This window comes from Bacillus sp. SH5-2 (genome assembly GCF_008368905.1).
Classification (GTDB): domain Bacteria; phylum Bacillota; class Bacilli; order Bacillales; family Bacillaceae_G; genus Bacillus_A; species Bacillus_A luti.
This window is the reverse complement of record NZ_QOSD01000020.1, coordinates 337,565-352,219: the sequence shown is the minus strand read 5'-3', so window position 1 is coordinate 352,219 and position 14,655 is coordinate 337,565. Positions and strand designations below refer to the sequence as shown.

Genomic DNA, 14,655 nt, shown 5'->3' with positions numbered 1-14,655 from the left:
CTCTTAGCTTTTTTATGCATAATGATCGCAAGTTTGACGCTTTAGTAATTTATGCGGAATAATGATACATTTTGCAGTTGTTTCAGCATTCTCTACTTTATCAACTAAAGCTTTTGCTGCTTCATATCCTAGCTGATATATATTCACATCAACTGTCGAAAGTGGAGGACTCGCAATTTCTGATAATAAAGCATTATTAAAGCTTACAATAGAAACGTCTTTCGGTACAACGAATCCTTTTTTAGAAAGAGCACTTAACACACCTAATCCAATTAAATCGTCCGTCGCCATAATTGCCGTCGGCGGTTGCTTCAATCCCATTAATTCCTCGACCGCTTGTTGACCACTTTCCCTCGAGAAATCAAAATGTAAAATATATTCTTTCGGTAATACAATGTCTGCTAGTTTTAAAGCATCACTCATACCAGCTAAACGATCTCTCGTTACAAGTAAATCTGATCCCCCACCAATGAACGCGATTTGCTTATGCCCTAATGAAATTAAATATTCTGCCACTTCTCTGGCAGCAGTATAATTATCATTATCTACATATGTAATTTCATCTTTGCGATCATATGGTTTTCCAATTAAAACAAATGGGAAGTTTTGTTTGTGTAAATATTGAATAATCCGATCATTCTCTCTTGAATATAAAAGAATAATACCACCAATTTGGCGCCCTTGTACCATCTTTACAACACCATTAAAAATTTCTTCTTCCGTTTCACCTGTCGACATATAAAGCGCATACCCTTCCATATGTGCAAATGAACTAATTCCCCTTATAACTTCCGGGAAAAATGGATTTTGAAAAGCTTTACTTGCCGAACTTGGCATAACAAGACCAAGCGTTTTCGTCGTTTGGTTCGCAAGGTTTCTTGCGTTTAAATTTGGATGATACCCTAGCTCACTCATTACTTTCCGAACACGGCGCTTTGTTTTTTCACTTATACTTGGATTATCAGCAATTACACGAGAAACGGTAGATGGTGCTACATTCGCCTTCTTCGCTACATCTTTAATTGTAACTGTCATAAAAATCCCCTCCTCTCACTTCTCTGCCATTTTTCATATATTCTTATCTTGCACTCATTGCAAGTAATAGGAGAAGTCATAAACTTTCATTGATTCTATCTTGCAAAACCTATCATATTCTCCCTCTTCATGTATTGTAAGGGATATAGCTCTTTTTTCCTATACTATAATATACTATTTATTTCACTTCTTTTCACATGTGATGTCAAATCCCTTTTCATCTCCCTATAAAGCTTTTTATAGAGAGATGAAAAGAAAAATGGGACAAAGTGTCCCATTTTTCATCCTTTCGTACCTCCAGCTGTTAAACCAGAAATAAAGTATTTTTGTAGTGATAGGAATAAAATCGAAATTGGTATTGCGATTAATACAGAACCGGCTGCAAATGTGGTAAATTCATTACCAAATTTCTTCGCTACCATTTCATATAATCCAACTGCTAACGTATAATTTTCAGGTGTGCGCAAAATAATACTCGCCAAAATGAAATCTGTAAATGGACCGATGAAAGTGAATAACGCTACAACTGCTACGATTGGCTTTGCAAGTGGCATAATGATTTGCCAAAAAATACGGAAATGTCCTGCCCCATCCATACGAGCTGACTCATCCAATTCTTTCGGAATCGTATCAAAATATCCTTTCATAAGCCATGTATTCATCGGGATTGCCCCACCTACATAAATTAAAATTAATGCAAGGTGTGTATCAATTAATCCTGTTAACTGCGCTAATACGTATAGAGCGATTAACGCTGCAAAGTTTGGAATCATTTGCAGAATTAAAAATGTTAATAAACCATTTTTTCTTCCAACAAAACGGTATCTCGAAAATGCATAAGCAGTAAAACTAATTGCTAACACTGAGAAAATCATCGTTAAAACACTTACTTTTAATGTGTTTTTATACCATAGTAAATAATTACTATTCTCTAGATCTAATAACTTACGATAATGATCTAATGTTGCATTTTGCGGAATAATACTTGATCCTGATAAACTATCACCCGGATTAAATGATGAGCCAATAATCCATAATAACGGATAGAAAATGATGGCACACATTATGAAAATAATGAGATAACTTAATGAGAGACGTAACATCTTTTGTCTTTTAATATTCATTTACATCATATCCTCTTCTTGGAATGATTTTGTTCTCTTAAATTGCCATAACGCAACTGTAATAACGATTAACGATAATATCATTGTAAGAGCTGCTGCTTTACCGTACTGCGCCGAAGTCATCGTTAACTTATAAATCCATGAAATTAAAATATCTGTTCCACCTGCGTCTTGTCCAGCTACAGCAGGACCTCCGCCGTTAAATAGATAGATGATACTAAAGTTATTAAAGTTAAACGTATATTGCGTAATTAATATTGGTGCTGTTGCATATAGAACAAGTGGCAATGTAATTTTACGGAACTGTTGCCAAGCTGTAGCTCCATCTACTGTAGCTGCTTCATATAATTCTCCTGGAATCGATTGCAGTATACCTGTCGTCATTGCAAAGACGAACGGGAACCCAAGCCACGTTTGAATCATAATTAAAGCAATCTTCGCCCAAAATGGATCTGTCATCCAAGCAATCTTTTCAATTCCGAATAAAGCTAATACTTGATTGTTAATTGCTCCAAATGTTTCATTAAACATACCAGAGAAAACAAGAATAGATACGAATGCCGGAACCGCCCACGGTAAAATGAAAATTGTTCGAATAATCGCCTTTCCTTTAATACCAGGTTGGTTTACGATAATCGCTAAGAAAATACCAAGCGCAACTTGTAATGTCGTTGCAACGAATGTCCAAATGACCGTCCAAGAAAATACACTTAAAAACGTCTCTCTCCACATCGGTAATGTAAAGATATCAATAAAGTTTTTAAACCCTACCCAATCTACTAATTTAGCTGGAGGAGAATGATATAAATCATAGTTCGTAAATCCAATTAAAATTACGAAGATGATTGGAAATACAACTACAAAGATAAGTAATAGAAAACCTGGTGAAACCATTAAATATGGAAAACCTTGATCTAGTAAATTACGGTATTGCTCTTTTACAGAGTTTAACGGTGTGCCTATATCACGTTTCTTGCCGTTTTGATATGCATCATATAGATTAAATGCATATATTCCGAGTCCAAACACGATGACGATGAGTGCCAAGATTCCTTCTACTAATAGAAAGACAGAATGGTCACGTGGAACTTCTGTACCAAGCGTTACAATTCCCCATAATCCCATATTTAATAAATCAGCAAAGGCTACAATAAATGAACCTGTTAATACTAGAAAAATAAGACCTTTTACAAATTGTTTATTATACATTTGGCCCATGCCTGGAATGATTGATAGCATGGTTGCCATTTTCCTATGCTTTGAACCATTTAAGCCGTTTGCTGGTTCCATAGATGTTTGCATGTCCCTTCCCCCTTTTTTCTGGGAGAGAATTCGTGCCTCTCATAGTTAGAGGCACGAATTTCACCTTATTTTTTCTTACTATGATTTGCCTCAATATTACCTTTAATTTGCTTCACTGCATTATCAAGTGCTGCTTTTGGTGCCTCTTTATCTGTAACAACTAATTGAAGCGCATCTCCAGCTGGTTTCCACACTTCTTGCATTTCTGGAATGTTTGGCATTGGAATTCCATTTTCAGATTGCGTTGCAACTGCTTTTGCAGCTTCATTATCTTTAATAATTGGATCTTCCATTACTGCTTTTACTGGAGGAATTTCTTTTGTTTTCTCAAATCGAATTTTTGCGTTTTCTTCATTCGTTACCCATTCAGTGAACTTTGTAGCTAAATCATTTTGTTTAGAGAAGCTTGTTACATGCCATCCTTTAACCCCAACAAACGTTTTCATTGGTTGACCATTTGGTAATTTCGGCATTGGAGCAACACCGTAATCAATTCCGTTCTTTTCCATCGCTTGGAACGCCCATGGGCCGTTCATAATAGATGCTGCTTTTCCTTCGTTAAATAGTCCATCAGCAGCAGGTCCACCAGATTCACCGATAATACCTTTCGGGAATAACTTTTCTTTGTACCATTTTTGAAGATATTCAGCACCTTGTACTGCTCCACTATTATTTAATCCAACATCACTTGCATTTGGCTTTCCATCTTTTTCACCAAACACATAACCACCCATACCTGCCATGAATGCGTTCGCAAAGTAGAAGTTATCTCCTAATGCTAAAAATCCGTACTTGCCATCCTTCGTAAATTCTTTTGAGAAGTTAAACAGCTCGTCCATCGTTTCTGGTGCTTTTGGCATTAATTTTTTATTATAAATAAAGACTGGTGTCTCAATTGCTTTTGGTAAACCATATAATTTCCCATTATATGTCTGTGCTTCTATTGATGAATCAGTAAATTTACTCTTTACAGCATCATCAGCTTTCACTTCAGAAAGTAAACCTTCTGTTACTGCGTTTCCGATTTGATCATGTGGCAATGTTACAACATCTGGTCCCGTCCCCGCTGGTCCATCAAGGCGTAACTTCTTCACTTGATCTGTCATTTGCATTTCAACAACTTTTACTTTTACTTTATATTTTTCCTCAAAACTTTTCACTGCTGGTTCTAAACCAACACCTTTTTTATCATCTTCCCAAACGAGAAGATCGTAATCTTTCTTTGCTTTACTTTCTTCTTTTTTCCCTGAATCTTTCGGTCCACATGCAGATAACATACCAATTGATAATGCTGAAACCGTTAATAATGATAATGCTTTCTTCATCCCAAAAACCTCCCTAAATTGTATATGTACCTTAATAATTGAAAACGTTTGCATTAAATAGTTTAATAGAAGCGCAAACAATATCTCAATCTATGAAAACGTTTGCGCTATTTGTCTATCATTATACATTCTTTTATTCATTTTGCAAATATTAATTTTAAAATATTATTACTATACGCTTTATACATTGACTTTATATGAAATGAATACTACTCTTATAAGCAATATTAAAGCTATGCAAAAAGCAATCGTTTGCAACATATGCTTTATTATGATACTTAAGGGAACAATATACATGGAGATAGTAAAGGGGGATTTTCTATATGCTTAAAGAAGCCATTTATCATAGGCCAAAAGATAATTATGCATACGCTTACGATGAAAAAACGATTCACATCCGAATACGTACTAAAAGAGACGATATTCAAAGCGCCACTCTTATTTACGGTGATCCTTATGAATGGAAAGACGGGAAGTGGATTTCTTCAAGTACACCGATGAAAAAAACTGGTTCTACTGCATTGTTTGATTATTGGTCCATTTCAATCGAACCAAAATTTAAGCGCTTACGTTATGGATTCGAATTAAAAAATGATATAGAAACTCTTATTTATACAGAGCGAGGATTTTTTTCCAGTATTCCAAATGATGACGTTGGTAACTTTTTCTGTTTTCCATTTATTCATGCAGATGATGTATTCAAAGCACCTTCCTGGATTAAAGATACTGTTTGGTATCAAATTTTCCCAGAACGGTTCGCTAATGGAGATAGTACGCTGAATCCAGAAAATACCCTTCCTTGGGGAAGTGCTGAGCCAACTCCAACTAATTTTTTTGGAGGAGATTTTGCTGGTATTATTCAAAACCTTGATTACCTTGTTAAGCTTGGCATTTCAGGAATATATTTCACACCTATTTTCAAAGCACATTCAAACCATAAATATGACACAATTGACTACATGGAAATCGATCCGCAATTTGGCACAAAAGAAACGTTCAAAGAACTCGTTCAGGCATGTCATGCACACGGTATAAAAGTAATGCTTGATGCCGTATTTAATCATAGTGGATACTTTTTCGATAAATTTCAAGACGTACTAGAAAATGGTGAGCAGTCAGCATATAAAGAGTGGTTCCATATTCATGAGTTCCCAATTAGAACTGAGCCACTTCCAAATTATGATACTTTCGCTTTTACACCCTATATGCCTAAATTAAACACAGCACACCCAGATGTAAAAGAATACTTACTTGAAGTAGGGCGTTATTGGGTAAGAGAATTCAATATAGATGGTTGGCGCCTTGATGTAGCAAATGAAGTCGACCACAGCTTTTGGAGAGAATTCCGAAGTGAGATAAAGTCATTAAATCCTGACGTATATATTTTAGGAGAAATTTGGCACGATGCACTTCCATGGTTACAAGGAGATCAATTTGACGCTGTAATGAGCTATCCTGTTACAAACGCTCTACTGTCTTACTTTGCTAACGATTCCATTAAGGCAAATGAATTTATGAAACAAATTACAGAATCTCTACATTCCTACTCTATGAATGTAAATGAAGCAGCATTTCATTTATTAGACAGCCATGATACACCAAGAATATTGACAACATGTAACGGAGATAAAAATAAGTTAAAGTTACTTTATGTATTCCACCTTTCTTTCATCGGCTCCCCTTGTATTTATTATGGAGACGAAATTGGTATGGACGGCGGTATGGATCCAGATTGCCGCAAATGTATGATTTGGGATACGAAAGAACAAGATCATCTATTATTTACACATATACAAACATTAATTTCATTACGAAAGCAATATAAAGCATTTGGTGGACATGGTACTTTCCAATTCATCGAAGCAAATAATGAACATAATTATATTTCCTATACGAAAACATATGAAGATGAGACTATCTTCTTCGTTTTAAATCCTACTAATGATGAAGTTACAACTTCACTCCCTATTCATATTACAGGGAAGAAAATAGTCAATATATATACAAAAGAAGAATTTTCAGCGGAAGCAAGTGTATTACAAGTCACACTTCCTCCATATGGATTCTCAATATTAAAGTGGTAATAAAAAAATCCTTATGCCAAGGTGTGGCATAAGGATTTTTCTTATTTTAATTTAAATACCATCGCTTCATACGGACGTAATATAATATTATCTATCGATTCGCTTCTCGCGTCATAATTGTGTATTAATAACTCTACTTCACTATAACTAATATCCTCAGGCAATTTAAATACACTTTCATCCGCAGTAAAGTTTGCAATAACAAGAAGTTTTTCGGCTCCATATGTTCTTACATACGCAAAAATAGATGGATTATTTTCTAATATTAAATCATATGATCCATACACAATAATCTCATTATTTTTACGTAGCTCAATTAATTTTTTATAGTAATAAAAAATCGAGTTTTCATCTTGTATTGCATGCTCCACATTAATCTCTTTGTAATTAGGGTTTACCGCAAGCCATGGTTCACCTGTTGTAAATCCAGCATGTTTCTTACCATCCCACTGCATTGGAGTTCTAGCGTTATCTCGGCCTTTTATATAAATAGATTCCATTACTTTTTCTTTATCTTCACCACGGTCTATCACTTTTTCATTGTACATATTTAACGTTTCAATATCTCGATATTCATCAATTGATTCAAATCGAACGTTAGTCATTCCGATTTCTTCTCCTTGATAAATATATGGTGTTCCCTTCATCATATGAAGCACCGTCGCTAACATTTTTGCCGATTCAGTACGGTATATTCCATCATTACCAAAACGGGATACAACGCGAGGTTGATCATGGTTATTCCAATAAAGGCTATTCCATCCTGTATGCTCTAATGCTTTTTGCCACTTTGTTAAATTCTCTTTTAAAGTAAGAAGTGAACATGGTTTTACATCCCATTTCCCGCCTTCTCCTGAATCTAAATCCATATGTTCAAATTGGAATACCATTTGTAATTCTTTACGGTCTTCCCCTGTATACAATTTAGCTTCTTCCATTGTTACACCTGGCATCTCACCAACTGTCATAATATCATAATGAGACAATACTTCTTCATGCATTTCATGCAAATATTTATGAATATTTGGGCCGTTCATAAAATGCTTATGCCCTGAAACATACCCTTCTTCATCCGTTTCAACAGTTGGTAAACCTTCTTCTTTAGAAATGAAATTAATAACATCCATACGGAATCCATCAATTCCTTTTTCTAACCAAAACTTCATCATTTCATAAACATCTTGTCTTACTTCTTCATTATCCCAATTTAAATCTGGCTGTTTTTTAGAAAACAGATGTAAATAATATTCATCTGTTAGTTCATCATACTGCCATGCAGATCCACTAAAAGCTGCTCCCCAGTTATTCGGCTCTTTCCCATCTTTTCCAGGACGCCATATATAGTAATCTCTATATTTATTATCTTTTGATTTACGTGATTCAATAAACCAATTATGTTCATCAGAAGTATGATTAACAACTAAGTCCATCATAAGTTTCATATTACGTTCATGCATTTCATGTAATAGCTCGTCCCAATCTTCCATTGTTCCGAACTCATTCATTATTTTACAGTAATCACTTATATCATAACCATTATCATCATTTGGAGATTCATAAACCGGCGATAGCCAAATTACATTAATTCCTAATTCTTTTAAATAATCTAGCTTTGAAATAATACCACGAAGATCACCTATACCATCACCGTTACTATCCATAAAGCTGCGAGGATAAATTTGATATACTACACTTTCTTTCCACCATTGCTTTTCCATTATGCTACCCCATTTCATCTATACTATAATTTTTATTTCTCTCAAGGCGCAAACGTTTTCATTAATGAATGATAACAGATTCTATCCTAATTTAAAATAGCGCTTACAATTTTTATTCTTCTTTTTCTAAGAAAGAATGAGAAAATCACTAATATTAATCGAATAAATGAAAACGTTTTATTTTTTTATTTATTTTTTGAATCTATTAGTTTATAATGAATTCAAAGAAAACGTTTGCATAATTATTTCTAGGGGGAAATACCATGGCAGAACTGAAATTAGAAAACATTTATAAAATATATGATAATAATGTAACAGCTGTAACAGATTTTAATTTACACATTCAAGATAAAGAGTTTATCGTATTTGTTGGTCCTTCTGGATGCGGAAAATCTACTACTTTACGAATGGTAGCTGGACTTGAAGATATTTCAAAAGGAGAATTTTCAATTGATGGTAAGCTAATGAATGATGTTCCTCCAAAAGATCGTGATATCGCAATGGTCTTCCAAAACTATGCTCTTTATCCACATATGAGTGTGTATGATAATATGGCATTTGGATTAAAACTTCGAAAAATACCAAAAGATGAAATCGATCGTCGTGTGAAAGATGCAGCAAAAATTTTAGGACTGGAACAATATTTAGATAGAAAACCGAAAGCGTTATCCGGTGGACAACGTCAACGTGTTGCGTTAGGTAGAGCGATCGTTCGAGACGCGAAAGTATTCTTAATGGACGAGCCTTTATCTAACTTAGACGCTAAATTACGTGTTGCAATGCGCTCAGAAATTTCTAAGTTACATCACCGCCTTGGAACGACAACAATTTATGTAACGCATGATCAAACTGAAGCAATGACAATGGCTTCTCGTCTTGTTGTTATGAAAGACGGAAAAATTCAACAAATCGGTACTCCAAAAGAAGTATATGAAACACCTGAAAATGTTTTCGTTGGTGGATTTATCGGCTCTCCAGCGATGAATTTCTTCCGTGGTAAATTAACTGAAACCGATTTCGTTATAGACAATGCATTAAAAATTAAAGTAACTGAAGGAAAAATGAAGATGTTACGTGAACAAGGCTATGTAAATAAAGACATTGTTTTAGGTATTCGTCCTGAAGATATTCATGATGAACTATTATTTTTAGAAGCTTCACAATCGACTGCCTTTACAACAAAAATCGAAGTTGCTGAATTGTTAGGTGCTGAATCTATTTTATATATGAAACTTGGAAATCAAGATTTTGCAGCTCGTGTTGATGCAAGACATACATTTTCACCTGGTGACCAAATTAAACTAGCATTTGATATGAATAAAGCGCATTTCTTTGATAGCCAAACTGAACAACGTATTCGTTAAAAACTAATTTTCTACAATATAATATACAAAAAAACCGTCCACATATTGAGGGCGGTTTTCATTATTATACGAGGGCTTCTACTGTATGAAATGATTGTCCTTTCGTGCCAATAATACCGAAAATCGGCAAGTCACTCAGCACCACTTCTTCTTGCTGTTTCATAAAAGATGACGTTAATTGTTTTATCTCTATCCATACGTCATTAATACAAAGTACATTGGAATCGTTCTCTTGTTGGCGTGAAAAAATAGAATCTATTTTATACAAACCAGCATTTTGAAAAAGCATATCAATACGACTGAATGCATTCAAAGTAATACTGATAACGCGTTGCCAATCTCCTTGCTTCCCCATATCATAGGATACAAAAAGTGCTTCTCCGCCTAGATTCGTAATTTCCTCCACTGTTGCTTGTCCACTTTCTTGATCAATGTCCGTCACAATTACTTTTGCGCCTTGTTTAGCCAACAAAAGAGCTGTATTACGTCCAATACCGATGCCACCGCCAGTTACGATGGCAACTTTTCCTGCAAGCTTCATTTTCATTACCCCTTCTATAAGTCTTACCGTCATTCAGTATACTGCTTTATGAGATTAGTCTGCAAGCAAGAAAAGTTGCTTATTTATTTGTAAGCGATTACTTTTTTACTCCTTCTTTTTTCTTACTATTACGCTGATCGAAAACTAAACCGATGAAAATTAAAATCCCCCAAAAGATTACGCTACCTCCAGTCATTTCAATTTCCCCCTTATTATATAAAGATATTATTTTAATTATTATAACATTTTCTTAATTTTCAATCTATTAAAACCGAAAATGACATGGATTAACTTTTTCTTATTATATATCCTTTAAAATATATTTATATAATAAAAAAAGACCTTCTTATTTTATGAATAAAAAGGTCTCCTTTTACTATACAAGACTTATCACTTTCGTTTTTGTAATTAAATCCTGAAAACCACAATTATCTTTACGGAATAACATCATATATACGTTACATAATATTGGAATTCCAAGTAGCAATATGTTTGGTAATAACAATACAAAAAATCGTACAATTAATGTTTGTAGCGTTAACTTTTCACTCGTCAATGAAATTAATTTTGTTCTTGTTATTTTTTTACCAAGTGTAGTACCGTTCCAAATAAAAGGTAACAAAATAAAATATAGGGCCATCAATATGAAAACTACTGTAAGGTCATATTTGTAGTCACCAAAGCTTATATTAAAACGATTAAAAATAGCACTATAGTTTCCGGTCATAACAGCTACTACTGCACCATACATAACCGAGATTAAAAACATGTCAATTAGGGCGGCACCTATGCGATTCATTACAAGCGCTGGTCGATGCATCTTTAACTTCATTTTATGTCGACTCCTTCATATCCTTTTTTACCCGTTTCATCGTACCACTTCTAAAAAACATTGTAAACTAGCGTTTCTCTTACTTTTCTTGTACAATGTGTTACAACAGCATTGTAAAGGAGGTTCCCATATTGAAAAAATGGATAATCCTATTCTTCGCCTTCCTATTAGCTGGTTGTGCAGGGAATACAAGCCACTTAACTTATACGATTAACGATGAATACGAACTCATACGTACTTCTGCAAATGCCTTTGAACTTTTCCCGACGCAAGATGCTGTATATGCCACACAATACATCCCTGCAAAAATTACAGACATTGGTTGGGATGATAAATACATTATTGCAAAACAAACTGAGGAAAAGTCCGATCCAAATAATCCTGATGGGGCGATTGCAAATAAAAAAAGTGAGCATTATTGGATTATTGACGTAAAACACAATAAGCGTTTTGGTCCCTATAATGAAAAACAATTTAACGAACAAAAAGATGCGTTTAAAATTAAAGTACCTTTCCAAAATGTAGATTCATACATAAAAGAAATAAAAAAACAGTCAGCATAATGTTTTAAATGCTGACTGTTTTTACTTACATTAAAAAAGTTTACTCAGAAAGTGAAATATTAAAAATTTGTGATTCTTTAACAACATCCTGTGTCTCTGTATCTCCTGCAATTAAATCATCTGTTGTAAACTTAATATCCTTTACCTTTTCTTTTCCATCATCAAGTATTAAACCGATAATTCCATCTCTTGTTTCACCAGGCTTATAGTCTTCTCTAGATACATTTTTTGTACCAACGAGCGTATCTTCATCATATAAAAAGTTTTGCGTTGCTACTTTAAAATGCTGTTTATCATTAATCGTAACATCCTTCATAGAGAAAAATTGCATATTTTTATTTCCGCTATTTTCCACTTTGTATGTAATCTCAACGTAACGAATCGTATCACTAATCTCTGTTCCACTTAGCGATGCATATAATTCTGCATCTTCCTGACTTACTTTATCGCCTAATCTACGCTTTACTTCTTCAGGAGTTAATGCCGTATATGCTTTCAACACATTTTTTGCATCTTCACTCATCTGTGATAAAGAGATTACTTTCACATCTTGCACATGAATTTTCATAGGCGCTACTTCAAATGTTTGATTAACAGAATGCATCTGTTCTAACTTGAAAGTACCCCATCCTGTTTCCTTCACTTTTTGTCCTACTTTTTTCAGCTCACGTCCACCATATTCTTTCGTTTCAGGAATAGCTTCTTTCTTCTTCGGTTCAGCTTTCTTTTCTTCTTGATGGAAGCAACCACTTAACATAAGAAGAAAACTACATAAAACAAAAATACTTTTCCATGCTTTCATCATTTAATTTCTCCTAACACTATCATTCATTAATATAAAATTAGTCCCTTGCTTTGTAAACTATAGAAACAATAAGAAGTCCACAAAACGAACTTGTCAGTCCAGATACTATTATACCCCCTATTTGGAAAATATGAAAATAGGGATCTACGAACGCGTGAACGATAAATATAATAGCTGTCACAATGATTACTGAAACCCAATACTTTCTTTTTTCTGAAGCTATAATAATATCTTTCCCTGTTTCATCTTTATACTTCCATAGTACGTATAATAGCAATAATAAACCAACACATGTACTCCCGTGTTGCATATATTTATACACTGGAATACTATGTAATTCTCTTTGTAAAAATGGTATTTTCATAACGAAGTAGCCCGTGTTATGAGTAAACGCATCCCAAACGACATGCGTGAGCATACCAAATAAAGCGGAATAGCAAAATACAAAGAATTCCTTCCATGTATGAAGCCACCACCTCTCATCTACTGCATATGAATAGTAGCCAGCAAATGGTTTAGATAAATGTTTTATAAACGGCTTTTTTAAAATGTAATGATATATGTATGCGAACAGAAATACAAGTGGTAAATTAACATATAAGAACCCAAGCCATGTATGACCAATAACACCATACGGTCTAAAGTATAAAAAATATTCAAAATCAGGCGTCATACTCCCTAATATAAGAGCCGTTACTGAAATATATTTGGACTGCTTTCTCGCAAAAGGAAGAACTGCTGCTGGATGCGCAAATGTAAACGGCATGTTTTAACTCCTTTTCATAATTACAATAGAATACATACTATCATAACGACATAAATAATCTCCATGCAATATTTATTTCCACATTGGAATATGATAGTTTACATGTTATAATCCACATGAAATATTCAGAAAATAAGGAGAGATTCACGTGTCATTAACACTTGTCTTTTTTCTTGTTCTGTTTACCTTGTTTTTAAGTACATACATTGGATTTTTTCTCTGGAAGCATTTAAAGATTATAAAATACACGCCCGCTCTCGTTGGCTTTATGAGCGTTCTTTCATTTTTATATGGAAGAGAATGACTTTCGGCTGGGAAGGTCTCGGTTTTGGCGCACTTCAGTATACAATTCTAGCCGCAAGCTGTCTTACACTTGTATTGCTGCCTTTTTAGAATCAAAATCCGTTATGAATTGAGGTTTATATATTGATTGACGTACCTTTTTTAAAAAATGTCACATTAAAAAAAGAAAATATCCCTAGTTTTTCCGTATATCCGTACTGCTTACCCGCTATCCGAACATTACAATCACTAGCTTTCCATCCAAATGTAACATTCATTATTGGAGAAAACGGAACGGGTAAATCAACATTACTCGAAGCAATTGCAATCGCTTTAGGTTTTAATGCTGAAGGTGGAACCAAAAACTTCCGCTTTAGCACAAACGATTCACACTCACCTTTACATGAATACCTTCGAATTTCCAAAAGTTTCAATACACCAAACGATGGTTTCTTTCTTCGTGCTGAATCATTTTATAACGTTGCTTCTTATATTGATGAAATAGATGCTGATTTGGAAGCACATGGAAATCCAGTTATTGATTCCTATGGTGGTATTTCATTACACGAACAATCACACGGTGAATCATTCTTCTCATTATTTATGAATCGTTTTTCAGGACAAGGTTTATACATTTTAGATGAGCCTGAGGCCGCTCTATCACCAATGAGACAACTTTCCATGCTCATTCGAATGCATGAGCTAGCGGAACAAGGTTCACAATTTGTTATCGCGACACATTCTCCTATTTTAATGGCTTACCCTGAATCCACTATATACTCTTTAACACAAGAGGGGATTCACGAATCTACATTAGAAGAAACCGAGCATTATCAAACGACGAAACTTTTCTTTGAAAATCGTGATCGATTATTCCATCATCTATTTGAGTCGTAAAAAAAGAAGCAGCGATT

Annotated in this window: 14 protein-coding genes and 1 pseudogene; 5 read left to right on the top strand and 10 right to left on the bottom strand. The window is 34.2% G+C overall.

Going from position 1 to position 14,655, the window contains the following annotated elements; genetic code table 11:
• Positions 1-12 precede the first annotated feature (12 nt).
• The 4 genes from malR to DN410_RS17020 form a co-directional block, all read right to left on the bottom strand.
• Positions 13-1,035, bottom strand: a complete 1,023-nt coding sequence (gene malR, locus DN410_RS17035; protein ID WP_149177363.1) for a maltose operon transcriptional repressor MalR — start codon at positions 1,033-1,035, stop codon at positions 13-15.
• A 281-nt stretch (positions 1,036-1,316) separates the two neighbouring features.
• Positions 1,317-2,159 (bottom strand): maltosaccharide ABC transporter permease MalD, encoded by an 843-nt coding sequence (gene malD, locus DN410_RS17030; protein WP_149177362.1) that lies wholly within the window; start codon positions 2,157-2,159, stop codon positions 1,317-1,319.
• Positions 2,160-3,461: a maltosaccharide ABC transporter permease MalC gene (gene malC / locus DN410_RS17025; protein ID WP_071713149.1), complete on the bottom strand. Its 1,302-nt coding sequence runs from the start codon at positions 3,459-3,461 to the stop codon at positions 2,160-2,162.
• A gap of 65 nt (positions 3,462-3,526) precedes the next feature.
• Positions 3,527-4,786: an extracellular solute-binding protein gene (locus DN410_RS17020; protein ID WP_000709918.1), complete on the bottom strand. Its 1,260-nt coding sequence runs from the start codon at positions 4,784-4,786 to the stop codon at positions 3,527-3,529.
• A gap of 323 nt (positions 4,787-5,109) precedes the next feature.
• On the opposite strand from DN410_RS17020, the gene DN410_RS17015 reads away from it, so the two are divergent.
• The gene (locus DN410_RS17015) at positions 5,110-6,870 is read left to right on the top strand and encodes an alpha-glycosidase (protein ID WP_149177361.1); all 1,761 of its coding nucleotides are present in this window, start codon (positions 5,110-5,112) and stop codon (positions 6,868-6,870) included.
• Between the two features lie 41 nt (positions 6,871-6,911).
• Here DN410_RS17015 and DN410_RS17010 read toward each other — a convergent pair whose 3' ends face one another.
• On the bottom strand, positions 6,912-8,588 hold the full coding sequence (locus DN410_RS17010) for a glycoside hydrolase family 13 protein (protein WP_149177360.1): 1,677 nt from the start codon (positions 8,586-8,588) through the stop codon (positions 6,912-6,914).
• A gap of 263 nt (positions 8,589-8,851) precedes the next feature.
• Here DN410_RS17010 and DN410_RS17005 point away from each other — a divergent pair, with 263 nt between their 5' ends.
• Entirely contained in the window at positions 8,852-9,952 is a 1,101-nt protein-coding gene (locus tag DN410_RS17005; protein WP_149177359.1) for an ABC transporter ATP-binding protein, read from the top strand.
• Positions 9,953-10,016: 64 nt separating this feature from the next.
• Here the strand turns inward: DN410_RS17005 and DN410_RS17000 are convergent, their stop codons facing one another.
• The 3 genes from DN410_RS17000 to DN410_RS16990 all read right to left on the bottom strand — a co-directional run bounded on the left by DN410_RS17000 (position 10,017) and on the right by DN410_RS16990 (position 11,325).
• A complete protein-coding gene (locus DN410_RS17000) occupies positions 10,017-10,526 on the bottom strand; it encodes an SDR family NAD(P)-dependent oxidoreductase (RefSeq protein WP_000218424.1) in 510 nt (169 codons plus the stop codon).
• 64 nt (positions 10,527-10,590) lie between these two features.
• Positions 10,591-10,689 carry a hypothetical protein gene (locus tag DN410_RS16995; protein WP_000145657.1) on the bottom strand — a complete coding sequence of 33 codons (99 nt, stop codon included), beginning with the start codon at positions 10,687-10,689 and terminating at the stop codon, positions 10,591-10,593.
• A 180-nt stretch (positions 10,690-10,869) separates the two neighbouring features.
• Positions 10,870-11,325 (bottom strand): RDD family protein, encoded by a 456-nt coding sequence (locus DN410_RS16990; protein WP_149177358.1) that lies wholly within the window; start codon positions 11,323-11,325, stop codon positions 10,870-10,872.
• A 131-nt stretch (positions 11,326-11,456) separates the two neighbouring features.
• Between DN410_RS16990 and DN410_RS16985 the strand changes: the two genes are divergently transcribed.
• Positions 11,457-11,888 carry a DUF3997 domain-containing protein gene (locus DN410_RS16985; RefSeq protein ID WP_000758767.1) on the top strand — a complete coding sequence of 144 codons (432 nt, stop codon included), beginning with the start codon at positions 11,457-11,459 and terminating at the stop codon, positions 11,886-11,888.
• Between the two features lie 40 nt (positions 11,889-11,928).
• On the opposite strand, the gene DN410_RS16980 is transcribed toward DN410_RS16985, so the two are convergent.
• Positions 11,929-12,693, bottom strand: coding sequence for a hypothetical protein (locus tag DN410_RS16980; RefSeq protein ID WP_149177357.1), 765 nt, complete (start codon positions 12,691-12,693; stop codon positions 11,929-11,931).
• A 37-nt stretch (positions 12,694-12,730) separates the two neighbouring features.
• Entirely contained in the window at positions 12,731-13,459 is a 729-nt protein-coding gene (locus DN410_RS16975; protein WP_149177356.1) for a DUF4184 family protein, read from the bottom strand.
• A 148-nt stretch (positions 13,460-13,607) separates the two neighbouring features.
• On the opposite strand from DN410_RS16975, the pseudogene DN410_RS28525 reads away from it, so the two are divergent.
• Positions 13,608-13,875, top strand: a pseudogene (locus tag DN410_RS28525) (hypothetical protein).
• A 10-nt stretch (positions 13,876-13,885) separates the two neighbouring features.
• Positions 13,886-14,638 carry an AAA family ATPase gene (locus DN410_RS16965; RefSeq protein ID WP_149177355.1) on the top strand — a complete coding sequence of 251 codons (753 nt, stop codon included), beginning with the start codon at positions 13,886-13,888 and terminating at the stop codon, positions 14,636-14,638.
• Positions 14,639-14,655 lie beyond the last annotated feature (17 nt).